The 26222-nt window shown below is 63.6% G+C and carries 20 protein-coding genes; 7 read left to right on the top strand and 13 right to left on the bottom strand.

Annotated features, from left to right (window positions below; translation table 11 throughout):
- Positions 1-20: 20 nt before the first annotated feature.
- Positions 21-725 carry a phosphatase PAP2 family protein gene (locus J2Y68_RS11115; protein ID WP_309993303.1) on the top strand — a complete coding sequence of 235 codons (705 nt, stop codon included), beginning with the start codon at positions 21-23 and terminating at the stop codon, positions 723-725.
- On the opposite strand, the gene J2Y68_RS11120 is transcribed toward J2Y68_RS11115, so the two are convergent.
- The 7 genes from J2Y68_RS11120 to J2Y68_RS11150 form a co-directional block, all read right to left on the bottom strand.
- The gene (locus tag J2Y68_RS11120; protein ID WP_309993305.1) at positions 670-1857 is read right to left on the bottom strand and encodes an MFS transporter; all 1188 of its coding nucleotides are present in this window, start codon (positions 1855-1857) and stop codon (positions 670-672) included. The two genes, J2Y68_RS11115 and J2Y68_RS11120, sit on opposite strands and share 56 nt — an antisense overlap.
- On the bottom strand, positions 1854-2621 hold the full coding sequence (locus J2Y68_RS11125; protein WP_309993308.1) for a DeoR/GlpR family DNA-binding transcription regulator: 768 nt from the start codon (positions 2619-2621) through the stop codon (positions 1854-1856). The genes J2Y68_RS11120 and J2Y68_RS11125 overlap by 4 nt, the downstream gene beginning before the upstream one ends.
- 154 nt (positions 2622-2775) lie before the next feature.
- Entirely contained in the window at positions 2776-4458 is a 1683-nt protein-coding gene (locus J2Y68_RS11130) for an ABC-F family ATP-binding cassette domain-containing protein (RefSeq protein ID WP_211710299.1), read from the bottom strand.
- A 65-nt stretch (positions 4459-4523) separates the two neighbouring features.
- A complete protein-coding gene (locus J2Y68_RS11135) occupies positions 4524-6497 on the bottom strand; it encodes a penicillin-binding transpeptidase domain-containing protein (RefSeq protein ID WP_397334922.1) in 1974 nt (657 codons plus the stop codon).
- A gap of 113 nt (positions 6498-6610) precedes the next feature.
- Positions 6611-10453: an NPCBM/NEW2 domain-containing protein gene (locus J2Y68_RS11140; protein WP_309993313.1), complete on the bottom strand. Its 3843-nt coding sequence runs from the start codon at positions 10451-10453 to the stop codon at positions 6611-6613.
- Positions 10454-10633: 180 nt separating this feature from the next.
- Positions 10634-11290: a response regulator transcription factor gene (locus J2Y68_RS11145; RefSeq protein ID WP_309993315.1), complete on the bottom strand. Its 657-nt coding sequence runs from the start codon at positions 11288-11290 to the stop codon at positions 10634-10636.
- The gene (locus J2Y68_RS11150) at positions 11287-12567 is read right to left on the bottom strand and encodes a sensor histidine kinase (protein ID WP_309993317.1); all 1281 of its coding nucleotides are present in this window, start codon (positions 12565-12567) and stop codon (positions 11287-11289) included. Before J2Y68_RS11150 ends, J2Y68_RS11145 begins: the two co-directional genes overlap by 4 nt.
- A gap of 194 nt (positions 12568-12761) precedes the next feature.
- Here J2Y68_RS11150 and J2Y68_RS11155 point away from each other — a divergent pair, with 194 nt between their 5' ends.
- Together J2Y68_RS11155 and J2Y68_RS11160 are read left to right on the top strand one after the other, a co-directional pair.
- Positions 12762-13841: an ABC transporter permease gene (locus tag J2Y68_RS11155; protein ID WP_309993319.1), complete on the top strand. Its 1080-nt coding sequence runs from the start codon at positions 12762-12764 to the stop codon at positions 13839-13841.
- A gap of 29 nt (positions 13842-13870) precedes the next feature.
- On the top strand, positions 13871-14578 hold the full coding sequence (locus tag J2Y68_RS11160; RefSeq protein ID WP_309993321.1) for an ABC transporter ATP-binding protein: 708 nt from the start codon (positions 13871-13873) through the stop codon (positions 14576-14578).
- Here J2Y68_RS11160 and J2Y68_RS11165 read toward each other — a convergent pair.
- A complete protein-coding gene (locus tag J2Y68_RS11165) occupies positions 14567-14965 on the bottom strand; it encodes a winged helix-turn-helix transcriptional regulator (protein ID WP_309993324.1) in 399 nt (132 codons plus the stop codon). The genes J2Y68_RS11160 and J2Y68_RS11165 overlap by 12 nt on opposite strands.
- A gap of 83 nt (positions 14966-15048) precedes the next feature.
- Here J2Y68_RS11165 and J2Y68_RS11170 point away from each other — a divergent pair, with 83 nt between their 5' ends.
- Complete coding sequence (locus J2Y68_RS11170) at positions 15049-15654, top strand: NAD(P)-dependent oxidoreductase (RefSeq protein WP_309993327.1); 606 nt, start codon at positions 15049-15051, stop codon at positions 15652-15654.
- Positions 15655-15663: 9 nt separating this feature from the next.
- On the opposite strand, the gene J2Y68_RS11175 is transcribed toward J2Y68_RS11170, so the two are convergent.
- From J2Y68_RS11175 to J2Y68_RS11195, 5 genes are all read right to left on the bottom strand, one after another.
- Positions 15664-17103: a phytoene desaturase family protein gene (locus tag J2Y68_RS11175; RefSeq protein ID WP_309993329.1), complete on the bottom strand. Its 1440-nt coding sequence runs from the start codon at positions 17101-17103 to the stop codon at positions 15664-15666.
- Entirely contained in the window at positions 17096-18601 is a 1506-nt protein-coding gene (locus J2Y68_RS11180) for a glycosyltransferase family 87 protein (RefSeq protein WP_309993331.1), read from the bottom strand. The genes J2Y68_RS11175 and J2Y68_RS11180 overlap by 8 nt, the downstream gene beginning before the upstream one ends.
- A gap of 167 nt (positions 18602-18768) precedes the next feature.
- A complete protein-coding gene (locus J2Y68_RS11185; RefSeq protein WP_211710324.1) occupies positions 18769-18909 on the bottom strand; it encodes a hypothetical protein in 141 nt (46 codons plus the stop codon).
- A gap of 607 nt (positions 18910-19516) precedes the next feature.
- The gene (locus J2Y68_RS11190; RefSeq protein WP_089597061.1) at positions 19517-20098 is read right to left on the bottom strand and encodes a histidine phosphatase family protein; all 582 of its coding nucleotides are present in this window, start codon (positions 20096-20098) and stop codon (positions 19517-19519) included.
- Positions 20095-21564, bottom strand: a complete 1470-nt coding sequence (locus J2Y68_RS11195) for a CCA tRNA nucleotidyltransferase (protein WP_309993336.1) — start codon at positions 21562-21564, stop codon at positions 20095-20097. The genes J2Y68_RS11190 and J2Y68_RS11195 overlap by 4 nt, the downstream gene beginning before the upstream one ends.
- 196 nt (positions 21565-21760) lie before the next feature.
- Between J2Y68_RS11195 and J2Y68_RS11200 the strand changes: the two genes are divergently transcribed.
- The 3 genes from J2Y68_RS11200 (at position 21761) to J2Y68_RS11210 (ending at position 26144) form a co-directional block, all read left to right on the top strand.
- Positions 21761-22264 (top strand): NUDIX hydrolase, encoded by a 504-nt coding sequence (locus tag J2Y68_RS11200; RefSeq protein WP_090822121.1) that lies wholly within the window; start codon positions 21761-21763, stop codon positions 22262-22264.
- A 26-nt stretch (positions 22265-22290) separates the two neighbouring features.
- Entirely contained in the window at positions 22291-24297 is a 2007-nt protein-coding gene (murJ, locus tag J2Y68_RS11205) for a murein biosynthesis integral membrane protein MurJ (RefSeq protein ID WP_309993338.1), read from the top strand.
- A gap of 140 nt (positions 24298-24437) precedes the next feature.
- Entirely contained in the window at positions 24438-26144 is a 1707-nt protein-coding gene (locus tag J2Y68_RS11210) for an ABC transporter substrate-binding protein (RefSeq protein ID WP_309993341.1), read from the top strand.
- Positions 26145-26222: the final 78 nt, after the last annotated feature.

Raw genomic sequence — 26222 nt, forward strand, 5'->3', positions numbered from 1 at the left:
GCGGTGACTACCATGAAGGCATGATTCGTGTCCTTCACCTACGGGCGCGGCCAGGCTGGCGAACGGCGCTGGCCGGGGTCCTTCTCTTCACCGCTTTCATCATCCCCGGGGTGATGCTGCTGGTTGGGCAAGGTGAGCCCGCATTCACCCGGGTGGACACCTGGTGGCAGGCCTTCGTGTTCACGCTTCGCTCGCCGTTTTGGGACGGGCTCAACGCGTTCCTCAACAGCATCGGGTATGTGGGGATGCTGGTGCTCCACGCGCTGTTGGCCGCTGCGCTCCTTGTGTGGCGCCGACCCGTCACGGCCACCTTCGCCCTGACCTCGGGAGTGGCTGCGCTGGCACTCACGCAACTGGCCAAGGTAGTTGTGGGCAGGCAGCGCCCGGAGGGAGCCAAGGTCCTGGCTGATACGGGTTCATACCCTTCCGGGCATGTATCGGCAACCACCGCATTTCTGGTGGTTTTGCTTGTCCTGCTCGGACGATGGTGGGTGACTGTACTGGCCGTGCTCGGCGTGATCGCCATGATGATCAGCCGGACCTACCTCTCAGCGCACTGGCTCAGCGATGTGTTTGGCGGAGCCTGCCTGGCCTCAGGGGTGGTGTTCCTTCTGTGGTGGCGGTTCCGCCGTTCATGTATTGCGGAGGATGCCAGGTCCGACGGGAAAGCTATTTGGTCCGCAAGGGCTTTGCGACGCCGGCCAGGAGCAGGGCGAGCAGAATAGGCGCTCCGATGGCCAGGAGGGCCATGTGGATTCCCGTGTGGTCGCCAAGGTAGCCAAGCAGGGGTGGTCCGGCAAGGAATGCGACATAACCGATGGTGGACACCACGGAAACACGGGCCGCAGCATGCTTGGGGTCGTCTGCCGCAGCGGACATCCCCATGGGGAAGGCGAGGGCCGCACCAATGCCCCACAACGCCGCCCCGACACCTGCCAGGAACACGTTGTCAGCGAAGACGAACAACGCCAGGCCCGCTGCTGCCGCAGCCATGCTTGCGCGGAGGACAGCAACCCGGCCGAATTTGTCGATCGCCTTCCCGCCCAGGAACCGCATGAGTGTCATCGCCGCAACGAACAGGGCGAAGAGGAGCGCTCCGGTTGATTCAGTAGCTCCCAGACCGTCCACGGTTGCCTTGGCGATCCAATCGTTGCCGGCACCCTCGGTGAGCGTCGCACCCAGGACCACGACGCCAATGAGCAGCGTCCTGCCATCCCGCCAAGCCGCGGGTCCCTTCTCAAGGGGAGCGCCGTCGTCGTGCGTTTCCGCGACCTCGTGCGGCAGGAAGAACTTGGGGACCGTCAGCGCCAGGGCGACGGCGATGGCAGCGATCACCAGCAGGTGTGCCGGAAGCCCGACACCAAGCTTCGAGAGACCGGCGCCGATCAACGCCCCCACGAACGCGCCGCCGCTGAACGCCGCATGGAACTGGGGCATGATGGTGCGCTTGAGCCGGTGTTCAACGTCTGCGCCCTCGATGTTCTGGGCGACATCCCACAGGCCGATTCCAACTCCGAAGAAGAACAGGGCAATGGCGGTTGCCGGGACTGAGGCGGCCATCAGCGAGAAAGCAATGGCTGCTCCCGCGGCGCCAGCCACGATGCCGGCCACCCGGACCGTGTTCGCTGTCCCGATCCTGCCCACCACCCAGCCCGCGGAGGGCAGCGCAAGCAAAGACCCGACGGCGGTGCAGAGCAGCAAGGTGCCCATCTGGCCCGATGTGAGGCTGAGTGCTTCGGTGACGGCCGGAATGCGGGCGGCCCAGCTGGCAAAAACCAGCCCGTTCATACCGAAGATCAGGAACGTTGCCACCGCCGCAGCGTTGACGCTTTTGGAGCTTTTGATGCTGGTGGTCATGCAATCACAACTTCCACGGAGAGTTTGTTGAGCCGGGCAAGATCTTCGGGGGATGGTTCAAGGTCTGTCACGATGACGTTCACGGTGTCCATGGCGGCAACCAGGGCCACGGCGCTGGCATTCCATTTGGTACCGGCTGATGCCACAATGACACGCGCCGCCGACTCCAGGCCGGCCCGCTTCACCGCCGCATCGTCGAGGTCGTGGGCCAGGAGCCCGTCCTTGAGGTTGAGGGCACACGGGGTTACGACGGCGGCGTCGAACCTCAGCGAGCGGATGTTGGCTTCCGCCATGGGTCCCCGGAAGGATTGCTCACCCCGGACAAGACTTCCGCCGGGGAGGATCAGCTGGGGTGAGCGGCCATCCTTGACGCGGGTCAGAGCGTCAACACCGTGAAGGGACATGGGCATGACCGTGAGTTCGCGGGTGCTGAGCCTGCGCGCGATTTCCGTGGCAGTAGAACCACTGTCCAACCACACGTGCTCCCTGTCTTTCAGGAGGGCATCCACTGCTGAGGCGATGCGCATCTTGGCGTCGTGGTCTTCCAGTGCGCGTTGCCCGTAACCGGGGTTGTCTCCGCGTGCCAGCAAGCTGCGGGCCCCGCCGTGGATACGCTTCAGGACACCGTTGGCGGCGAGGATTTCCAGGTCGCGGCGGATCGTGGCGCCCGACGCCCCCGTAGCGTCCACGAGTTCATCGACTGTGGCTTCTTCGCGTGTGCGCAGCAGCTCGCCGATGAGCCGGTGGCGGTCAGCAGTTCCCATGGTTCAACCGTACCAAGCTGTGAGCATTTGATCATCCCCAGTGATCATCTGCGCACAAACGCTCCATCACATCCCACCCCTTAAAACCGAACGCTCCTGCAGCTGCTGCAGGAGCGTTCGGGTGAAGGGGGCGGGATGTGAGAGAGCGTCCGGGTTAGCGGGCGCGCTCCACGCGCTTCTCGTCCCACACGGGTTCCTCGGACTCGTAGACCTTGCCGTCGGAACCAAAAATGAGGAAGCGGTCGAAGGACTTGGCGAACCAGCGGTCGTGCGTGACTGCGAGGACCGTTCCTTCGAAAGCATCGATGGCCCGCTCCAAGGCTTCACCGGAATGCAGGTCCAGGTTGTCCGTAGGCTCGTCAAGCAGCAGGAGCGTGGCGCCGGAGAGCTGCAGCAGCAGAATCTGGAAACGTGCTTGCTGGCCACCGGAGAGCGACTCGTACTTCTGCTCGGACTGGCCGGCCAGCCCGTAGGAGTCCAAGGCTCCGGCAGCTGCCTCACGTGGAAGTCCGCTTCGGTGTTCGTCGCCGCGGTGCAGGATCTCCAACAAGGTCCGGCCCAGGAGGTCGGGCCGGACATGGGTCTGCGCAAAGAAACCGGGGCGGATTCGGGCGCCAAGCTTCACCACGCCCTCGTGCGGGACCTCAGCGATGACGACGTCGGACACTGGCAGGTGCTCCCGCTCCGGATCCGTGCCCCCGGTGGCGAGCAGGCGGAGGAAGTGGCTCTTGCCCGAACCATTGGAGCCCAGGACACCCACACGGTCTCCGAACCAGATCTCCGTGGAGAACGGCTTCATCAGCCCGGTCAGCTCAAGCTTCTCTGCAACAACGGCGCGCTTGGCGGTGCGGCCACCCTTGAGGCGCATTTTCACGTTCTGCTCGATCGGCAACGCCTCGGGCGGACCAGCCTCGAGGAACTTGGCGAGGCGGGTCTGCGCCGCCTGGTACCTGTTGGCCATGTCAGAGCGGAAGGCAGCCTTGTTTTTGTACATATTGACGAGTTCCTTGAGCTTGATGTGCTCCTCGTCCCAACGCTTTCGCAGTTCCTCGAAGCGCGCGTTGCGGTCAGCGCGGGCCTCGACATAGGAGCCGAAACCACCACCGTGGATCCAGGCACCCGCACCGTTGATGCCCGGTTCAAGTGTGACGATGCGCCCGGCGGCGTTGTTGAGCAGCTCACGGTCGTGGCTGATGAACAGCACGGTCTTCTTGGACTCATTGAGCTTGCTTTCCAACCAACGCTTCCCGGGCACGTCCAGGTAGTTGTCGGGCTCATCGAGGAGCAGCAGTTCATCGGGCCCGGCAAAGAGCGCTTCAAGCACAAGGCGCTTCTGCTCGCCGCCAGACAGGGTGGAGGCACGCCGGAACTGGGCTTTGTCGAAGGAAATCCCCAGCGCCGCCATGCAGACTTCGTCCCAGACGGTCTCCACGTCGTATCCGCCTGCGTCGCCCCAGTCAACGATCGCTTGGGCGTACTTCATCTGGGTGGGCTCGTCGTCGTGCTCCATCATGGCGAGCTCGGCTTCCTCCACCGCCTTGGCCGCGGCAGCGAGGCCTGCCTGCGCGGTGGAGACCAGGAGGTCGCGGACCGTGGATTCGTCGCGGACCTGGCCCACGAACTGGCGCATGATGCCCATGTTCCCGGACCTGCCCACGGCGCCCTCATCGGGCGTGAGGTCTCCGGAAATGATCTTGAACAGCGTGGTCTTGCCCGTTCCGTTGGGTCCGATCAGCGCTGTCTTGGTGCCATCGGGAACCTTGAAGGTCACCCCGTTGAGCAGCTGGGTGCCGTCGGAGAGGAAGTAGTCGATGCCGGAAACGTCAATATGGGCCACGTTTCAATCCTCCCACGGCACGGTATTAACGCTCGACGGCGGCCTGCCGCCGAGCGTCCGCCGGGTCAGCCTGCTGCGGTGAGGAACGACTTCAAGAGCGGCCCGCTGGTGGTCGCACCGAGCCCACCGTCCTCCACAAACACGGCGACGGCCAGGTCACCGTGCGTGGCGACGATCCACGCATGTGTTTTGGGAGGATCGTCGTTGCCGAACTCTGCTGTTCCCGTCTTCGCCCCGACGGGGAGTCCGGGTACCTGTGCCAGGAAGCCGGCGTGGCCGGAGGTCACTACGGCACGCATCATGTCAGCCAACGAAGCGGCTTCTTCCTTGGTAATCGGTTTGGTGGATGCCGGAGACGCCGGGAGGGCGCTGGCCGTGGCTGAGTCCGGCGACGGCGATGCGCTGCCACTTTCCGTCGGAGCAGCACTGGCGCCGGAGTCCTGGGCAGCGTCGGCGTTGAGAACCAGCTGGGGTGAAACCGGAGCGCCGTTGGCAACAGAAGCGGCCATGACAGCGGCTGAGAGCGGCGAGAACAGCACCTTGCCCTGGCCGATCATGGAGGCAGCGTGCTCAGTGCCTTCAGCAGCACCGGGGACCGATCCCAGGAACGCGTCGGCGCCAAGCTTGGGGGCTTCCACGGCCACTCCGAGGGCCTGGGCTGCAGACTCAAGCTGGTCCTGGCTAACGGTATCGCGGGCATTGATGAAGGCTGTGTTGCACGAGTGCGCGAAGGCGTCACGCAGGGCCACGGTACCCAGCGATCCCGCCGGGTACCCCTCTGCGTTCTTGAAGGTGCGCCCATCAACGGTGACCGTCGGAGTGCACTCCACCTTGGAATCGGGCGTTGCACCGTTTCGGAACATCGCCAGCGAATCAACAATCTTGAACGTGGAGCCCGGTGCGTACTGTCCCAACATTGCTGTGTTGTAACCGTTGCTGCCCGGGCCTGAGGCGGCGGCGAGAACGGCACCGGTGGAGGGTTTCAGCGCCACGATCGCCGAGGCTGGCCCAACTTTAGCCAGTGTTTCCTCTGCCAATTGCTGGAGTTTCAGGTCAAGGGTGGTCTTGAGCGTGGTGCCCGGTGCGGGGAGGGAGGAGAAGAAGACTTTGGTACCGGGGGTCTCACCCTGGGACTTGGCGCTGGCAATGACCTCCACGCCATCCTTGCCGCGGAGGAGGGAGTCGTACTTCTGCTGCAGCCCACCCGTTCCAGTGGTGTCCCCGGCTCGCAGCGCGCCGTTGGACTTCTCGATCTGCTCTGCGCTGGCTTGGCCAACGCTACCCAACAGAGCACGGGCGAAAGTCCTGGTGGGAGCCAGGGCCATGGAGTCAAGGATGCTGACGCCACCGACGATGGCGTTGATCTTGGCTTCGGTGATGTCGGTTGTGTAGGCGCGGAGGACGAGGCCTTCCACGAACGCTTGCGGGCCGGAGGCGGCAACCTGCTTGGCGTACTCTTCAGCATCCAACCCGAGCAGGGCGGCCATGGCCCGCGCCGAAGCGTCGGCTTGTTCGGCCGGAACCTTGGTTTTGTCGATGCCCACCCGGAACACGGGCCGGTCTTCGACGATCGGGGCATCGCCGGCACCCAGGATCTGGCCGCGTTGGGCCGCAACTGTCTTTACGGAGAGCGTCTCGCCATCGGAGAGCTGGGGCGCCAAAAGTGCGGGATTCCACTGAACCGCCCATTTTCCGGAGGACTTCTTCAGCGTGGCATCGGAGGTGTACTCCCATTTGGCAGAGCCGACGTTCCAGCTGTAGTTCAGGGGGAACGTGGCGGTGTCGCCGTCGAGTTTCACGTCGCCGGACTGCACCGACGGTTTGGCGCCGAGGCCTTCGAAAACGGCTTTGAGTTCATCGTTGGCCGCGGCAGCGTCCTTGCCGTCGACGGCGAGCGAACCGACGTCGAGGGCTTCCAGGGACGACGCCAGCTGCTTGGCTGCAGCTTCAGCGCCAGCCCTGCCATCATCGCAGGCGGCCAGCGAGCCAGCCATCACTAAAGTCAGTACTCCAAAGACCAGGTTTCTCATTTTCCCCATTTGCGACATTATGCCCCGTTCCACCGACAGTTTCTTGTCGTGCCCGGCCAGCGGACAGCCGCCGCTTGCCCCCTGGGGAGAGGCGGCAAACGGCGGCCGTCAGGACATGCGCGCTAGGGAGCGCAGGTGAACTTCGCATCACCCCACACACCGTGGGCGCCGTTGATGGAACCGGACGGATCCACCACCAGCTCCACATATGCCGCCCCGGTGAGGTCCACTGTCACGGATTCAGGAGCGAACCCCGGCGTGTACGTGCGCGACTGGTATTTGTTCACGCCGTCGGCGTTGACCTTGAAAATGATGTTGCCGCCGAAGCCGCTCTCAAGGCCCACCTGCGAGGTGAACGAGGAACACTTGCCACCAAGGTAATAGGTGATCTTTGATGCTGCGTGCACACCAAGGCCCTTGCTGAACACGGGCTCCTTGCCTGTAGCGGGATCCGTGTAATTCACTGCCAGCGGCTTGTCCGGGGACGACGCCGAGTCCTTGTTGGCCACGTTCTTGCCGATCACGCCGTAGCCGTTCAGCGCCTGGACCCACGGGGTTTCAGAGGCATACACGGAGCCGACAGGAACACTTGGCAACGGCTGCGAGGTCACCTTCCAGTCGAAGAACTTCACCCGGGTATCCGTTGGCAGCGTGACCGATGCCAGCTCCTTGGTGGGATTGAGCCGCACTGTGTTGGAGAACGCTTGGTACTTGTATTGCGTGTACTCCGGCGACGGGCCGGAGGCATTGTTGCGGCCCTGTTCCGAGACCGCCAGCACGGCTCCGTTGAGTACCGAAGGCTGCAGCCAGTTGGGGAAGAAGATGGACTGCTGCTCTGAGGAGCCGTCCGCGTACGTCAGGGTCAGTGTGGGGCTGGTGCCGTTACCTACCGCGGCGGATCCGAGGACGGCAAGATGCGTACCTTTGCCCTTGACTGAGATGGTTTGCGCGGAAAGGGCCACGGAGTTGGGGACATCCGGTCCCGCGGCCGGCCAGGTGTAGTCCACCTGTGTGGGCTTACCGGCATCAACAGTGACCGTGCTGCCTGGTCGGACGCCGCCGGCCGGGACCGTGGCCGCAGCCAGCTGCTCGGCAGCGAAGGTGGCACCGCCGCCGTCGAAGTTTCCGAGCGCCTTGCCCGCCACTGTGGTGACCGAAACGGTGTTGTAGGCAGCGGCCAGTGAGCCGTAGGCGACGTAGATCTGGTTGCCACCGGTCACCGACTGGTTCGAGCCAGACGCAGAGTACGACGCCGATACCCGCACGGTCTGTTGGCCCGCCTTTGCGCTGGAGCCGGGTTTGATGACGAAGGTGGCAGTGGCTGTTGCTCCACCTTGGACTGTGGCTGCGGTTGCACCGGAGGACGAAACCACGGCCCACCCCTCGGGCAGGACAGGAGTCAGGACCACGTTGGTCTTGGCTTTGGCTCCGGTGTTCACGAACGCGGCAGTGACTGTTGTCTCCTGGTCCTGGAAAACCTGCTGCCCGGTGGTCACGCGGACTTCGGCCGCGGTGTCCTCCTGGCTCTTGCCGCCTAGAGGACCGGCTTGCTGGAGCTGGACCGTGGCTGACTGGTTGGAAGCGATGGAGCCGGTCTTGACCCAGATGGTGCCGTTGTTGGCCTCATCGAAGAACCAGCCTGTGGTTGCAGCGGCATAGGCGGCCTGGGTTGGGAGCTGGCTGAGCTTGGTGCCACCGATCTTCACGTCCTTGGGAGCTGCGCCCGCGTGGACTTTCAGTTCATAGGGCCGGGCTGCTGCCTTGCCGGTGTACTCGCCCTTCCGCTCACCGATGGATACCTTGACACTGCTGTTGCCCTTGCCTGGCGCATCTACTGCGAAGAGCTGGCTTGAGGACTTCCCGTCCTTGAATTCGCGGGTGACCTTGTCGTCCTCGTACAGCGTGAACGAGTCCTGGCCTTGGGCATAGACGTCCAGGGTGATCATGGAATCTTCGGGAACCAAGGAGGCATTGCGGGCCACGATGCCTTGTGGGATCACCGATCCGGCACGAACGAATACCGGGAGCTTGTCCAGCGGCGCGTTGTAGCCGTTGAGGATCTGGCCGCCCTGGTAGAGCTTGCCGGTCCAGTAGTCCACCCACTGCTGGCCGGCGGGGAGGAAGATGCCGTTGCGGACATCGGTTTGGGTAAAGACAGGTGCCACCAGGAAATCGGAGCCGAGCATGAACTGGTTGTTGGCCTCAGCACCGTAGGACCACTGCTGGTCCGGGAATTCCAGGGCCATGGAGCGCATCATCGACACACCGCTGGTGGAGGATTCCTGGGCAAGCGTGTAGATGAAGGGCATGAGCTGCTGCCGCAGTTGGAGGTACTGGCGGTTGATGGCTGTGGCTTGGTCACCGTAGAGCCATGGACGCTTGTCCGTAGCCGCCCAGCCGGACATGGAGTACAGCGCGGGGGCGAAGGCCTTCCACTGGAGGTCGCGGACGTACGATTCGGCCGAACCGCCGAAGATCCCGTCGACGTCGCCCGTGGTGAACGCCAAACCCGAGTTTCCCGCCCCGGTGAGGGCCGAGACCTGCCAGCGAACGGCGTCGAGGTTTCCCGAATGGTCACCGGTCCACTGCATGCCGCAACGCTGGGCCCCCGCCCAACCCTCCACCATCAAGGAGGTGCCGCGCGCATTGGAGTACTGCTCGATGCCATCATGGGCAGCTTCGCAACCGGTGAGTGCCTGGCGGTAGCCCTGGCCAACCCATGCAACGTCGAGCTTGCGGAGCCGGACGCCGGCCTCGCCCACTTCGTACTCCTGGTTGGTCAGGGAGCGCTGGGTCCAGAGGCCAACCTTGAGGTCGGTTTCTTCCTCGATGTTGCTCACGGTTTTCGGGAGTTGCTGATATTCGCAGCCGTAACCGTCGTTGACCAGCATCCAGCCAGCGGGCATGTCGTTTTCAACGAACTTCCGTGCCGTTTTGATGGCGTCGGGCGTGCGCTGCTTGGCACCGTCGGGGTCGCCGTAGCCGGAGGAGGAATAGCCCGGGTTGGAGCGGTTGTAGCAGTCGGCGTCGCCGTATTCCAGGGCGTAGACCGGGGGCATCATCGGCTTGCCGGTCAGCGTGGTGTACGCGCCAAGGGCCTGTTTGTAGTCGCCCACGAAATAGTAGGCATCGAAGCGCTTTTCCTCGTGCGTGGTGGTGGGCTGGTCCTTAAAATCGTAGGAGCCGCGGGCGAACGTGTCGCGGAGGACACCGTAACCCTTTGAGGACATGTAGTACGGCACGGCGTTGGGGTAGCCGTCGTCATCCCAGTCGAAGTTCTTGGCGATATTGATCAGGGCGCCGGTGTGCACGGAGCGGCCGTTCTGCATGCCGCCGCCGATGAACTGCTCGCCGTCCTGCTGTGCAAGGTGCTGCGTGGCCGAGTTGGTTCCGAAAGTGATGGGCGCCGATTCTTCCATCACCAGTGAGCCGTCGGCCCGGGCCACGCGGAGTTGGGTGGTGGACTTCTTGATCGCCACCGTAATCTTGGCCGTCTTCAAGTGCAGCCAGTCGCCGTCGACGACGGTGGGCGTGGTGCCGGGAAATTTGTCTTTGCCCACCACGATGTTGGCGGTCCTGGCCGGGTCGCCTTGGTCGGTATTGGCGGGGTCCGTGAACATTCCGCTTGGATCAGCTTCCAGGCGGAAGGTGCCGCCGTCCAGGAACGTGACCCGGATGCCGCCTTTGCCGGTGGAAAGATCGACGACGTTGCCGGACTGGCTAAATCCGGTCACCGCACCGAGAGGTACTCCGGCGGCGTCTACAGGTACTTCGGGGGTGACGGCTTTGACGGTGGCGGGGTCGCCCGGTGCGGAATTTGCGGCCGTTGCGAAGGTCAGGGCGGGGATGGTCCCTGCGAGGAGGAGCGAGGCAAGGCCGAGCGATGCGGCCTTCCTGACTAACTTTCTGGCGCGTCCGGTGCTGTTGGGAGCAGCGCCGGACAGGCCAAAGGAGGGTGCGGACATGGAGGCCAACTTTCGACGAGTGACTTTTTGTGATCTAACTCATAGCGAAACGTGCACTAATCGTCACTGCTCGCGGTCGAAAGGTCAACCGTTTAACCAAAATTAACAAGCCAAATGGGATCTGAACCCACCCTCCAAGAGGGACTCAGTCCAACGTTTCCTGTCGCCTGGTTGGCCGGGTCAGCGCCCGCGGATGATCCGTCGCTGCGTCGCCACCGCAATCGCCGCCGTCCGGTTGTCTACCCCCAGCTTGGAGTAGATGTGCACCAGGTGCGTCTTCACCGTGGCCTCGGATATGAAGAGTTGCTTCGCGATCGCGCGGTTGCCCAAACCGGTAGCCAAAAGCTCAAGCAGTTCCACTTCCCTGGCGCTCAACGCGGGCGACGGGTTACGGATCCGCCCCATGAGCCGCGCCGCCACCTCCGGCGCCAGAGCGGTCTGCCCTGCTGCCGCGGAGAGGACAGCCTGCCGGATTTGCTCAGGCGGTGCGTCCTTCAACATGTACCCACTCGCACCGGCTTCAACGGCGGCGAGGATATCGGCGTCGGTGTCGTACGTGGTGAGAATCAGGACCGGGGGCGCGGGGCTTCCGGCCTCGCCCGACCTAATCTTCTGCGTTGCCGTCACGCCGTCCAGGCCTGCACCCATCTGCAGATCCATGAGGACCAAATCCACGGGCTCGCCCAGGGTGTGCAGCTTGCTCAGCTCTTCCAACGCGGCATCACCATCCGCGGCCTCCGCTACCACCGTGACGCCCGGAAAATCCGCCAACATGGCGCGTAGGCCGGCCCTGACCACAGGGTGGTCGTCAACCAACAGAATGCGGATTTCACTCATGCTGCTCCTTCCCCCGCGGGCAAAGGCACCCGGACGGCAACCACGGTTCCCTCGCCAGGAGCCGACTCGATCTCCAGGCTGCCATCCAGCGCGTCCAGCCTTTCGCGCAAACTCAAAAGCCCGACGCCGGTGCCGTCGCCGCGCACTGCGCCCACCGCCGTCGGCGGCTCAAAACCGATGCCGTCGTCGAAAACGTCCAGGGTCACCTCGGAGCCAAGGAAGGACAGGGTCACGACGGCGGCACGCGCCCGGGCGTGCGCCCATACGTTCGCGAGGGAGGCCTGGGCTGCCCGGAGCAGGGTGGTCTGGTAGGTGTTGGGAAGCTCCACGGGAGAGCCCACCAGCTCGAAGCGGCAACGCAACGCCGTACCCCGGGCAGCGGCCTCTGTTTCGGTCTTCTCGCAGAGCCGGCGCAAGGTATCCACCAGACCCGATTGCTCCAGGTCAGGCGAACGCAGCCCCCGCACGAAGCTGCGCGCCTCCGCCAGATTGGCCGAGGCCGTGTCCTGCACGATCCGCAGGCGCTCTTTTGCAGCCCCCGCATCCCCGTCATCCAAAGCTTTCTCCGCGGATCGGCCCATCAGGACGATGCTGGAGAAGCCCTGGGCAAGGGTGTCGTGGATTTCGCGGGCCAGCCGTTCGCGTTCTGCCAAGACACCGGCGTCGTGCTGCGTTTTCGCAAGTTCCGCCCGCGTCCGGCGCAGGTCTTCGGCGACGACCCGCTGGTTCTCGGCCTCAAGGAACAACGCCCGGTACGCCAACCCGGTGACCACGGCGAAGCCGGCTCCAAACACCGGCCCCAGGACCATCGCGAGCTGCAGGCCGCCGTCGGACGAGCCGCGGCTATGGAACCACAGGGCGCCGATCAGCAGGACCGTGCTTAACGCAATCGTGGGCAACGCCAGGCGCCGGGGGAGCAGGTGGAGCTGCAGGAAGAACAGGGGAAAGGCGACCCAGGCGAAGTCGCCGCTGACCAGCAGGAGCAGTAGCCACAGCAACATCACTGCGCCCAGCCACCAACCCGCGTAGCGCGTCGGATTGAAACGGGAGGGGTCGCTTGCGTGCCGTTTCTCCAGGATGGTTCCCACCAGGTACACCACTGCCAGGAGGGCAGAAAGGCCCAGGCCGGCGGCTAACGCAGTGGATGACGGCGAGCCGGCAGTGCCCACCCCGGTCAGCAGGCGAATGACGGCGACGAGCAGCAGCACGGCGAATCCGACGTGCAAGCACACGCGCAGGACGCGGAGTATCGTGGCGGCGCCGGTGGGGGACTGCATGCCTCCCAGCGTATCTCCGGCGCTCCCGCGCACAGCTCGAATTCCGCGCCGCACGGCCAGAATCAACCATTTGGATGACAGCCCCCTCAACCCCACGGACTCGGCCAATCCATCCACCTCCCGATGTCCAGGAGGTCCTTCGCCGGAAGAGTTGTTAATGCCGGGACCAAGCCCGCACGTACCGAAGGAATCCGATGTATCTCGCCATCCGCGACATCCGTTTCGCCAAGGGCCGCTTTGCGCTCATGGGCAGCGTCGTCGCCCTGATCACTTTGCTGCTCGTGATGTTGTCCGGGCTGACGGCCGGACTGGGCAACCAGTCGACGTCGGCCATTGCATCGCTGCCCGCGCAGCAGATCGTCTTCGGGGCTCCTGCCGGTGGTGACCCCAAGGCGTCGTATACCGAGTCCGAAGTTTCCACCGCCCAACTTGAGACATGGCGGGAACAGCCCGGCGTCGCTTCAGCGCAGGCAATGGGAATCAGCCAGACGCGTTTCCAGTCCCTGGGTGAGGGTGGCACTCCGAGTGGTACAGCGAACGTCGCCGTCTTTGGCGGCTCCATTGCCCCTCAACCCGTCGAGGATGGGACGGTGGTTGTCGGCGAAACCTTGGCGAAGGACCTGTCACTGATCCCCGGTAGCCGAGTGAGTGTAGGCGGTACCGACCTCACCGTCTCGTCCGTTGTGGAGGATCAGTGGTACTCCCATACCGGCGTTGTTTGGACCACCCTGGACACCTGGCGGTCCATCGGGCATGCGGCCCCGGGCACGGCTACCGTCCTGGCCGTAAAGTACGACGCCGGAACCTCCTTGGACGTCGACGCCGCCAACGCGTCGGCTGGCACCGTCAGTACGGATCCCGTTGGCTCCTTCCAGGCCTTGGCCTCATACAAGAGCGAAAACGGTTCGCTCATGCTGATGCAGGCCTTCCTGTACGGCATCTCCGCGTTGGTGATCGTGGCCTTCCTGACCGTGTGGACGGTGCAACGGACCCGCGATATCGCAGTACTCAAAGCACTCGGCGCTTCCTCCGGCTACGTCTTGCGCGATGCCCTTGCCCAGGCTGCCTTGGTACTGGTTTCCGGGGCCGCGGTGGGCGGTTTGTTGGGGCTTGCCGCGGGCGTCTTTGCGGCCCAGGCGGCTCCTTTCCTGATAACTCCCCTGACCACACTGCTACCGGTGACTGGAATTGTCCTGCTCGGCCTGGCAGGCGCGATTCTCGCAGTCCGAAAAGTCACCAAAGTGGACCCCCTGCTGGCCCTCGGCGGCAACTGATTCCGTACATTCCTCGAAAGGCATACAAAGTGACTACCGCACTCAACCTCGTGAACGTCTCGCTCGAATATCCCGATGGCGGCTCTACCCTCAAGGCCCTGGACTCCGTGAACCTCACGGTAAGCGAAGGGGAATTCCTGTCCTTGGTTGGTCCCTCCGGCTCGGGGAAGTCATCACTGCTCGCCGTCGCTGCCACCCTCATCAGGCCCACCTCCGGAGTGGTGGTCATCAACGGACAGGATGTAGCCGCCCTTGCGGAGGCCGACCGCACGGCGCTGCGTCGGGACAAGGTGGGCATCATCTTCCAGCAACCCAACCTGCTGCCGGCTCTGACCGCCGTCGAGCAGTTGTTGATCCGTGAGCACCTGCGGGGCAACCCGTTGAAGGAAGCCCGCCGGACAGCCGGGGAACTGCTCGACGTGGTTGGCTTATCCGGGGCCGAACACAAGCGACCCCACCAGCTGTCCGGCGGCCAGCGTCAACGGGTGAACATAGCGCGGGCCCTGATGGGCAGTCCTTCGGTGCTGCTGGTGGACGAGCCCACCGCGGCACTTGATCACGAACGAAGCGAATCCGTTGTGCGCTTGCTCCGTCGGGTCACGGACGAATTCCACACGGCCACCGTCATGGTCACGCATGATACCGAGTTCCTGCCCCTCACGGATGCCGTGGCGACCATGCGGGACGGACGGATCAGCCGTGCACTCGTCCCCTCGTCCCGGACCCTAGTTGGCTGAGCCAAGGACCGCGGAGTCCTGTGCGTCGTCGTAGGCGTCGCGGGCCTCCAGGATGGTGGGCACGTGGCTCTCCGCCCATTCACGGAGCAGGGACAGCGGCTGCAATAGGGATTCGCCCATCGCCGTGAGTTCGTAGTCCACGCGTGGGGGAACCTGGGCATGGACCGTCCGGGTTATGAGGCCGTCCCGCTCCAGCGCCCTCAGGGTTTGGGTCAGGACTTTGGGCGTCACGACGTTGACCGTCTTCCGCAGCTCGGAAAACCGTACGGGACCATCACCCAACACCTGAATCACCAACGACGCCCATTTATCGCCGATTCGTTGGAAGATCACGCGGGAGGGACAGTTGGGGTCCAGGATGTTCGCGGGGAGGTTGTTGGTTTCCATGAGGTAACTAGGTTCCTTTGAAGCTATCAGTATCCAATGTATACCGTTGTTGTATTGCAAGGATAGCAACCCCAAGGAGAGCAATGAAAATCGCAGTCTACGGCGCAACAGGCATGGTCGGCAGCCAGATCGTCAACGAGTCCATCACCCGCGGCCACCAGGTCACGGCCATCTCCCGCAAGGGCGCTGAGGTCCCCGGAGCGGCCACACAGGCTGCAGACCAGGCTGACGCGCAGACCTTTGCATCCATTGCGAAGGACCACGACGTCGTTGTACTCGCTACGGGTCCCAGCCGCACCGGCGGCGACCATTCAGAATGGCTCGACGCCATGTCCACCGCGTACAGCAACGCCGAAGGAACCCGGCTGATGATTGTTGGTGGTGCCGGGACACTGGAAATTGATGGCGTCCGCCTGCTCGACTCCCCGGACTTCCCTGAAGCCTACAAGGCTGAGGCCACCACGGCCGCCAAAGCACTCGAGGCCGTGAAGCAGGCCCCTGAGACCCTGGACTGGACCGTACTGGCCCCGGCGCCCGTCATCCAGCCCGGTGAGCGGACCGGCGAGTACGCTGTGGCGAAGGATTCGCCGGCCGGCAGCAGCATCTCCACGCAGGACTACGCCGTGGCCATGCTGGATGAAATCGAAAGCCCGGCCCACCGCCGCGCACGCTTTACCGCCGCCAACTAAGACGGCGGGCTAAACGCCCAGCCCGGGTACCCGCAGTTTGAATATGTCCTTGAGGGCATGTCTAGCCGCATGGTACCCGGGCATTCCTGTCACACCGGGGCCGGGCGGCGTCGAGGATGAGCACAGATACACACCGGGCATCGGTGTTCGCCAGGGCACAGTGGAAACCACGGGCCGCTGCACCAGCCCGCGGAGATCGAGGGTGCCTGCGCTGAAGTCGCCACCCACGTAGTTTTCGTTGTACTCAGCCAGTTCTGCCGCCGTCGTGGTCTTTGATGCAACCACGACGTCCCTGAAGCCAGGCGCATATTGCTCGATACGGGCCGTGACCGCTTCGGCCATGTCCACGGTGGAGTTGGCTGGCACGTGGCAGTAAGACCACAGGATGTGACGGCCTTCGGGTGCCCGCGTTGGGTCCACCAGGGACGGCTGGGAGACCAGGACGTATGGTTCCGGAGGATATTTACCCATGGCTACCAGATTCTCGGATTCGGCCATGGCTAGCCGTGAACCGCCCACATGGACCGTTCCCGCTTGGGCCAGACCGGGATCCACCCAAGGCACAGGCCCGGAAAGAATGAAGTCCACTTTGCATGCTGCATTCCCGAACCGGAATGCTTCCAGTGCCCGGCGGTAGCGATCAGGTACTTCCGCGCCCCCAATCCGGGCCAGAGTCGGCGGAGCCACATCCAGCAAAATGGCCTCCGCAGGTCGGACCTGGTCCAGGGAGTCCACTCGTTCACCTACATGGATGGCTCCTCCGTGTGCGGTCACATCATCGGCCATAGCCTGGGCAATAGACATAGAACCGCCCACAGGAATTGGCCAACCACCGGCATGGGCCAGGACGCCGAGCAGGAGCCCAGCACCGGTTGAGCTGAGGGACGGTTGGGAGCCCAGCGCATGCGACATCACACCCGTCAGGAGCGCGGGAGCAGCTTCCTCCCGGAAGCGGCGACCCCACAGTGGCGTGCCTTGATCCAGGGTGGCCAGCCCAAAGCTCACGGCGGCCAGGGGATCCCGCGGGATGCGCAGCAGCTGGTTTGACGTAAAGTCCACTACCCCCGAGACCCGCTCCAGCAAGGGTTCCATGAGCCGGCGGTACGCCTGGCCATCCACGCCCAAGCCCTGAACGGTCCGGTCCAGGGACTGGTACGCCAATGCGGCCCCGCCAACGTCCAAGGGTGTTCCATGCTGAACCTCCGGAATCCGCAGTTCGATCCGCCTGGACAGCTCGAAGGCACGGAAGAACGGCGAAGCCAGGGCCATGGGGTGCACCGCCGAACAGACATCGTAGAAATGCCCGGGTTCCATCAGCCCGCTGGTGCGCGAACCTCCGCCAATAGTGTCCGCGGCCTCGTAGACGTGGACTTTCAGGCCCGCGCGAGCCATGACCACTGCTGCGGCCAAACCGTTGGGACCGGCCCCGACGACGGCGACATCACCCATTGTTGCCTCCCTCCGCCGTTTGGGCTGCTTCAGTTGTGGCCGTCTGAGGCCTCCTGGGCAGGACAGACCGGGCCGGGTTGAAGAGGTCGATCCTGAGCCAGTCCGGGGCACCGTTGAAAGGCCCGCCATGCGGGTCATCATCGCCGTGGTTGCGCAGGTGGTCCTGGGCCGGATCCCAAATGTCCATAACCACCCTGGCCATCAGGTAAGCCGTCGCAGCCATGTGTAGGACCACCGCCAATACGTAATAGGACATGTCGATGTTGTGCTGGACAGACCCACCGCTGGTCGCCTGGCCCAGGTACATCCAAATGGCTGCCCAATGCAGGCCTTCGGCAGCCTGCCATAGGAGGAAGTCGCGCCAGCGGGGTCGGGCCAGGGCGAGGAGCGGGATCAGCCAGATAACGAATTGGGGCGAGTAGACCTTGTTGGTGAGGATGAACGCGGCAACAATCAGGAAGACCAGCTGTGCCACCCGGGGACGGCGCGGCGCGCACAGTGCCAACGCTGCAATGAGTGCGCACGCCAGGACGAACAGGGACAGGGCGATCACGTTGATGCTGGCCGCATCCATCTGCATCCAGTGCAGCCGGTCCGCTACTAGGTTGTAGGAGAACCATGGCGAGCTGTACCCGGCAGGCCGGTCCTGGGTGAACTCGAAGAAGTACTGCCAGCCGGTAGGGTTCAGGGCCGCGAACGGAAGATTGACTACCAGCCAGGACACCAAAGCAGCCCCTGAGGTGGCAAGGAACGGCCGAAACTTTCCTGTCCGGAGGGCCAGCAGGAGCACGGCACCCAGGAACAGGACCGGATAGAGCTTGGTCGCTGTGCCCAGTCCGATGCATATGCCGGCGAGCACCAGTTTGTCCTTGGAAAAGAAATACATTCCCAGGGCGAGCAGCGCCACCGCCCACATGTCCCAGTTGATCAGGCCGGCCAGGATAATCCCCGGGGCCAAGGCCACCATGGCCGCATCCCAAGGGCGTCGCTTGTTGATTCTCGCGGTCAGCAGGACGGTAACAACCCATATGGCCACAATCAACGTTGCGTTGACATCGAAGTAACCCAGCACCCGATCATTGTTGACACCCTGGCCAGGAACCAGCAGGGCAGTGATTCCCGCGATGATCCCCATCAGCACGGGATATTCGAACTGGCTGCCCTGGGTGAAGAGGGGGAGGACCCCGTCGCCGAGTCCTCGGTTCTTGAACAGTTCCGGGAAGTCGGAGTAGCAGGTGGAGTAGAACTGTCCGGGCGTTTCCCACCCGTTGACCCGGCAGTAGTCCTTCGCGAGAACAGCGAGCAGTGCCGCGAGTACGGTGAGGATGATCAGGACCCGTTCTACAGTGAACGGGCCGGAAGAAGCTTCGCCTGGCGAGGAGTGCTTCCCGAGCGGACCGCCTATGAGCTCGGTGAAGTTTCGGAGCAGGTTGTCACTGCGGCTGGGAACCTCCGCGCGGGCACGTTTTTGCTGCCGGTGCGGCTTCGTCTCCTGCATGGATCGAGCTTACAGTCACCACTTGAGGCAGAGCACCAGGTCCTGCCTCAACTGTGGGAATGAACCCCACTGTTAAAAGGGGGGAGCCCACGCGTAGCCGCGTGGGCTCCTTGAGGTTCAACAGAATCGTGTGGCATCTGGGTCTCCTTCGGTCGGGCTGAAGGAAATCAGCGGATCAGTCCCATCTGGTGCAGGACAACGTAAACGTCTTCACGGCGTTGGTCCAACAGTTGGCCGTTAAACAGGGTGCGGTCCTTTGGAGCTGTGACGCTCTTGAAGAAGCGCATGTCTTCGGGGCGCTTTCGCATGGTTCACCTCCTTTCGGGGGGATTATGCCGGGTATTTAGGCGCAACAATTAGGGCCATTTGAGGATAAAGAAATCAAAGGCCAAAATGGGCACAATGTACCGAGGCTGGTGAAAGGTAATTAGCGGACCGAATCAGGAATTCCCGAAACGTCATTGCATCATTGCGTGAGCTTCCGGCAGTCGACCCAACAAGAAGCTGGTTCCGAACTTTGGGGAAACTGCGCACCCGCGGCATGCTGCTTGGGTCCGCGCCTACAGCTGACTACTCAGCCATCCAAGGTGAGGAAGGCCGTCATGAACACCGCCGGCAACAGGCCGGTCCGATGGATCAGGAGTGGGTCAGAGAGCAAAAATGGCGTCGATCATCAGCAGAGGCCGGGGCAGCATTGACGGTCAACTTTCGTCCGCTAGTCAAAGTAATCATTTTTCCCAACCTCCTTCCGGCCTTTACAGCCTGCTGTGGCATTCACCCGAGTGACAAATCGGAAGAATGCGCGCCTGGTTCCCGGCGGATCGCTCTGGGAACAAGATATAAGCTACCCCATGAACAAGGAGTTTGGCCAGCGGAATTCGCTGTTTCCCCAAAACTTTTTCTCAATGAATGTTTTTAGAGGCCCCAGCGGACAATTGCGGGCGTCCGCTTATCCCAGCCGAGCGTGCAGACTTTGGCTGTACCGAGGATGAAATGCCGACCTTCACGGGCGTCCATTTCGAGCCAACGCGCGGTAAGGATGCGGGAGAAATGCCCGTGGGCTACCACCAGGACATTGTCCATTCCGGACTCCAGGACGCGCCCGATGATCTTGTCGGCACGGGCAGCCACCTCGTCCAGGGTCTCCCCGTTGGGAACACCATCTGTCCAGATGAGGTAGTCCGGGTTGTCCTTACGGATCAGGTCCGAGCTGATGCCCTCGTAGTCGCCATAGTTCCATTCGACCGCCAGCGGCTCGTGCACCGCTTCCGGGTAGCCGGCCAGTTCGGCTGTCCGGCGGGCACGTCGCAGCGGCGAGGTCAGCACCAGGTCGAAGTCGATGCCTTCCAGGACCTTGCGTGCTTCAACAGCCTGCTGCTCACCCTCAACAGTGAGGGGTAGATCAGTCAGGCCGGTGTACTGGCCGCTCTTGGACCACTCCGTTTCGCCGTGGCGAAGAATCCAGAGTTGCGGACGTGGGGAAGTCGCAGCATTCATGAGGGCTCCTCAGTTTCAGTCAAAGGCTCGACGACGGCGGACTCGGGTTGCGTGCCCCACCACGCCAAAAGCTTCTGCTCGGCTTCCTCCGGGGACAGCGGTCCATGTTCCATGCGCTCCTCCAGGAGGAACTTGTAGGCCTTGCCCACTACCGGTCCCGGCTTGAGTCCCAGAAGGGCCATGATCTGCGCTCCATCGAGGTCAGGCCGGACGGCTGCCAGCGATTCCTGCTCCAAGAGCGCCGCGATGCGGTGCTCAAGGTCATCGTAGGCGAAGGACAAGCGGTCAGCCTTGCGCTGGTTACGCGTGGTGACATCGGAGCGGGTCAGCCGGTGCAGGCGTTCCAGCAGGGGACCGGCGTCGGTAACGTACCGGCGGACAGCTGAGTCGCTCCAGCCCGCATCGCCGTAGCCGTAGAAACGCATGTGAAGTTCCACCAAGCGGGAAACAGCCTTGATCGAGTCGTTGTCGAACCTGAGCGCCTTCATCCGCTTGGCCGTCAGTTTCGCACCGACAACGTCGTGGTGGCGGAAGCTCACCGCGCCGCCCTGTTCGAAACGGCGCGTAGCCGGCTTGCCGACGTCGTGCATCAACGCAGCGAACCTCAGCACAAAGTCCGGCCCGGGCACCGGGCCATCGGGACCTGTTTCCAGTGCGGCGGCCTGCTCCAGGACCTGGAGTGAATGCTGGTACACGTCCTTGTGGCGGTGGTGCTCGTCGGCTTCCAGACGCAGCGCAGAGACCTCAGGGAGCACGAACTCGGCCAAACCTGTATCCACCAGGAGGTCGATACCCACGCGCGGGTGGGCTCCGTTAATAAGCTTGACCAGTTCTTCGCGGACGCGTTCGGCGGAAATGATCTTGATGCGGTCGGCCATTTGGGACATGGCGAGCCGGACGTCGTCGTGAACCGACACGCCGAGCTGCGACGCGAACCGGGCCGCGCGCATCATGCGCAGGGGGTCATCCGAGAATGACGCCTCGGGAGCGCCAGGTGTTGCCAACTCGGAGGCGTGGAGGTCGCGGACCCCGCCGAAGGGATCCACGAGTTCCAGGCTGGGCAGCCGAAGGGCCATGGCGTTGATGGTGAAGTCGCGGCGCAGCAGGTCATCCGTCAAGGAGTTCCCGAAAGCCACCACGGGCTTCCGGGAATCGGGATCGTAGGCCTCGGCGCGGTATGTGGTGATCTCGATCTGGAAACCACTCTTCTTCATCCCGATGGTGCCGAAGGCGCGGCCGATCTCCCAGAAGTTGTCCGCCCACTTCTTGATGACGGCGATGGTCTGGTCCGGTGTGGCGTCGGTGGTGAAGTCGAGGTCCGGGGATGTCCTCCCCAGGAAGAGGTCGCGCACGGGGCCACCGACCAAGGACAGCTCAAAGCCGGCGTCGACAAAGCGCTGCCCGAGGTCGAGCACCACCGGATCGATGGTGAAGTTAACAGAAGAGCTGTCCAATACGTGCGCCATAGTCCCTTAAGCTTGGCAGATTTTTATCCGGGAGTGGGCCACTGTTCCATGCAATATCAGGCATGCGTCCGCGGACCGTCTCCTGCAGTCCATCTTGTAGCCATGTCCCGGTCATCACTCCGGGGCAAGAGTCGTTAGAGTGGACCTCATGGCCAACCCGATCCCGAGCGCTCCTGGCAGGAGGACAAACGCACCGTTGCCGTCGGCAATCGGTGCCCACGTCGCGCCTGCTCCGCAGCACCCGGTACAGGCCTCACTTCCTACTGTTGAGGAAGTGTCAGCGGGCGGCGTTGTTGTGGACACGTCCGACGGCGAACTCCGGGTTGCGATTATTGCCCGCCTTAATAGGGGTGGCCGGCTCGAATGGTGCTTACCGAAAGGCCATCCCGAAGGCCGGGAAAACAACGAGGAAGCAGCCGTCCGCGAGATCGCCGAGGAAACCGGCATCGAGGGCAGCATCCTGGCACCCCTGGGCAGCATCGACTATTGGTTCACCGTGAGCGGTCACCGCGTCCACAAAACCGTCCACCATTTCCTGCTCCAGGCAACGGGCGGTGAGCTGACCATCGAGAACGATCCTGACCAGGAAGCCGTGGACGCCGCGTGGGTTCCTATCCAGGAACTGGCCCGCAAACTGTCCTTCCCGAATGAACGCCGCATCGCCGATCTGGCACGGGAAGTGCTGCCCGAACACCTCTGACCCGGGTACATGGGACGATAAAGGCGATGTCTGAAGCCAAAACCACCCAGTCCGTTCAATCCGGAGAAGCACGTTCCAGCGCCATCATGGCTGCAGGGACGCTCGTTTCCCGGTTCCTTGGCTTCGCCAAAACCTGGATGCTCGGCGCCGCCTTGGGCCTGGGATCCACCGTCAATGACACGTTCATCAACGCGAACAACCTGCCCAACCTGATCTTCCTGCTGGTGGCCGGCGGCGTGTTCAACGCCGTCCTGGTGCCGCAGATCATCAAGGCGAGCAAAGCCCCGGACCGCGGCGCGGACTACATCAGCCGCCTGCTGACCCTGGCCGTGCTGGTGCTTCTGGCACTCACGGCGTTGGTAACCCTTGCGGCACCCCTGGTCATCGATCTGACCACGCAGGGGTACTCCGAACAACAAAAGGCCCTGGCGGTCACTTTCGCGTTCTGGTGTCTCCCGCAAATCTTCTTCTACGGGCTCTATGCCCTGCTGACCCAGGTCCTGAATGCGCACGGAGCGTTCGGCCCGGCCATGTGGGCGCCCATCCTGAACAACCTCGTGGCCATCGCAGGCCTGGGAATGTTCATCTGGATCCTCGGCGCCAACATCACCAACCCCCACACAATCGACAACTGGGGGCCCACGCAGACATTCCTGATCGCCGGCTTCTCTACCTTTGGTGTGATCGCGCAGACGGCCATCCTCCTCATCCCCGTCTTCCGTTTGCGCCTTGGCCTGCGTCCTCGTTTTGGCTGGCGCGGCGTTGGACTGGGCCAGGCAGCCAAGCTGAGTGTTTGGACGCTGGCGACTGCCGCCGTCGGACAGTTGGCCTTCCTGTACGTCATGAGGATCGCCACCATTCCCGGTGCCGAACGCCTCCGCTTGGACAACGCAGGGGATACCGCCGCGGCAGCCGTCCTGCCCGGCAACGCCGTCCTGGAAGTCGCCAGCCAGCTGTATCTGCTGCCGCATTCGATCATCGCTTTGTCGCTGGCTACAGTCCTCTTTAACCGCATGACGCGCGCATCCCAGGACGGTAACAAGGCCGAACTCCGCGACGCCCTGTCCCACGGTCTCCGGACCATGGCCGTTGCCACGGTTTTCGGTGCGTTGGCCCTGTTTGCCTTGGCCGGCCCGCTGGGCATGTTCTTCTCCGGCGGCAATCCGCAAGACGGCGTCATGCTGGCGCAGACCCTCACAATCCTTGCGCTCAGTACCCCGTTCCTGAGCGCGAACTTCATGATGTCCCGCGTGTTCTACGCCAACGAGGACGCCCGCACGCCCCTGTACGTGCAGTTGTGGCTGGCGGTGATCTACGTGGTGGGCGCGTTCTTCATCCAGTTCCTCCCCGTGGGCCAGATCATTTACGCGATCGCGATCCTCTACACGTTGGGCAACATTCTCTCCGTGGTGATCAGCGTGGTGTTCCTGCGCCGGTTGCTGGGCCACCTCGACGGGCCAAGGATCGCAAACTCCTATATCCGCATGGGCTACGCCGGACTTGGTTCAGCGCTGGCGGGGGCGGCAGCCCTATGGCTCCTGGGCAGCTACCGGGCCGACGGTTTCGCGTGGAGCAGCCGCCCGGCCGCCCTGGTGACCGTCGTCGTCGTCGGGCCCGTCATGTTGCTCGCCTACCTGGTCTTGCTAAGGGTCTTCCACGTCACCGAACTTCGCGACCTCCTGCGCCCGCTCATGGGACGTTTGGGCCGCGGCGCGCCGGAGCCGGTCGCCGCAGGAGCCACAGAACCCACGACGCCGGAACGCGCCACAGTCTCGGACGACACCGGTTTGATCCCGCGCATCTCGGGCGAGTTCGACGCCGCCTCGTTCAGGGCCGGTCCGGCTGTTGGGCCCCAGCGCACGGCATCGGCCGCCGCTGTGGACGCCCCAAAGACCTACCTGCCCGACGAAGACGTGCCCAGCACAGCCTTGGGTGGCAGGTTCCGCCCGCAGGTCCCGTTGCCGGGCCGGCGGACCTACCAAGGCGATGCGGGGCGCAACCCATACTTCCCCAGCAGGCAGAACAAGAAGTAAGCCGGTGCCGCCAACACGGGCGGCGGGCACCAATCAGCTAGGCTAGAAACGAATATAGGTAGTTGCAAAAGCGGTTGAACCGGCTCGCCGGGCCGGCCGTGTGCAGGACCCGCAGCTCCCGGACAGCCTAGGAGGAACACGTGTCCCACCCGATCGACGTCGGATCAGTACTTGGCGGCCGCTACAAGGTCACGGCCAATGTGTTGACCTCGCATGACCAAGATCAGGTGCTCGACGGCGTGGACCAGGTCCTCAACCGTCCCGTGAGCATCCTCGTCGCCGGACCCGGAAACGCCGAGCAGGTTGCCCAGAGCGCCCGTGAAGTCGCCACCGGGGAGCGCCCTGGCCACGTCCAGATCCTGGACCTCGGCATCAGCGATAACACCACGTATCTCATCACCAACCACAGCTCCGCGCCGGACCTGCTCGACCTCGTTGTGGCCACCAACCCGCCATATATCGAGCCCTTCTTCACGGAGACGCTCGGCAGCGAAATCTTTGGGCAGCCGCGCACGTACGAGCCCGAAACCTACGACGGCCTCTATGAAGACGACGAGCACGACGCCGAGTACATCCAATACGACGAAAATGGCTACCCCATCCCGTCCGAGGCCGATGCTGATCAGGTAACGCCTGGTTCCGAGGCCGGGAATGTGCCTCCCAGGCCTGCCTCCAGCCCCACATCTGCCAAGAGTGGCATCGCCGGTAAGCTCGCTGCCGCTGCTGCCGGAGCCGGAGCAGCGGGGCTCGCTGCCGCCGCCGCGCTGAAGAACCAGGGTTCCAGGAATCACGACGCCGGTGCTGGCGCCGGCGCTGATGCCGCTGCCTCAGGTGCCACTGGGGGAGCGTCCCACCAGCCGCCCACCCAGGCCGTTACCTCACAACCGACTCCGCCGCCGGCCAGGCCCGCCGCACCGACCCAACCGCCTACCCAGGCTGTCAGTTCCCAGCAAGCACCTGCCCGCGAGCCGGCCAGGCCTGCCGAGACCGCTAAGCCTGCAGGGGCTGCTGAGCCCAAGGTATCGCTCTGGTCCGAGGAGGACTACGGCTTTGCAGGGGCAGGCGCCGCTGCCGGGGGAGCTGCCGCTGCGGGCAGTACCTCGGACACTGGCTACGATCGCGCTCCAACCAGCTTCCCGGCGTCGGCCGCTGTCCAAGAGGACTACGACGACAACGAGGTATACGAAGACGAGGCTCCCGAGAAGGAACCCCGTTCGCTCCGCTGGCTGGTTGGTGGCCTGCTGGCTGCTGTCCTGGTGGTAGGTCTAATCCTGGCTGTTACCAACCTTGGCAGCCTCCTTCCCAGCAGTGCGCCCGCAGCGAGCCAGAGCACGCCGGCCCCGCCGTCCAGCGAAACCAAGACCGAAGAACCGGCCCCCACGCAGGCTCCGCCGCCCGCGGCGCCGCCGGCCATCGAGGGCATCACCCGCCTGGGAGATTTCCCCTTCGCGGCCACCTACGACAAGGACCTTGCACGCGCCTTTGACGGCAACGCGGCAAGCTACTGGTCAGACATGGAATTCGCGACGGCGGACTGGGGTGGCCTGGTCACGAACATGCCGCTGGTCATCAAGCTCAAGGAAAAGACCGAGGTCAAGTCCATTGTGCTGAACCAACTGGGTGGATCGGGCGGCAGCATCAGCGTCTACACCAACGACCGCCCCGCCATGGACGGCGCCAAGCTGGTAGGCACCAACAGCTTCACCTCGCCTGAATTGACCCTGCCCCTCGCAGCGCCGACGCAAACCCAGTACATCATTGTGGATATCAAAACCCTCCCCAAGCTGGCCGCCCCGAAGACCCGCTTCGGATTCGGTCTGCGCTTGGCTGAAGTCGCAGTCCAGTAGTCCGCACCAAACCAAGCACCAGTAGAGGCCGTTCTGACTTGCCAGGACGGCCTCTACTGCTACCTGCGTGGGTGTCAC

This window comes from Paenarthrobacter nitroguajacolicus, from assembly GCF_031455195.1.
Classification (GTDB): domain Bacteria; phylum Actinomycetota; class Actinomycetes; order Actinomycetales; family Micrococcaceae; genus Arthrobacter; species Arthrobacter nitroguajacolicus_D.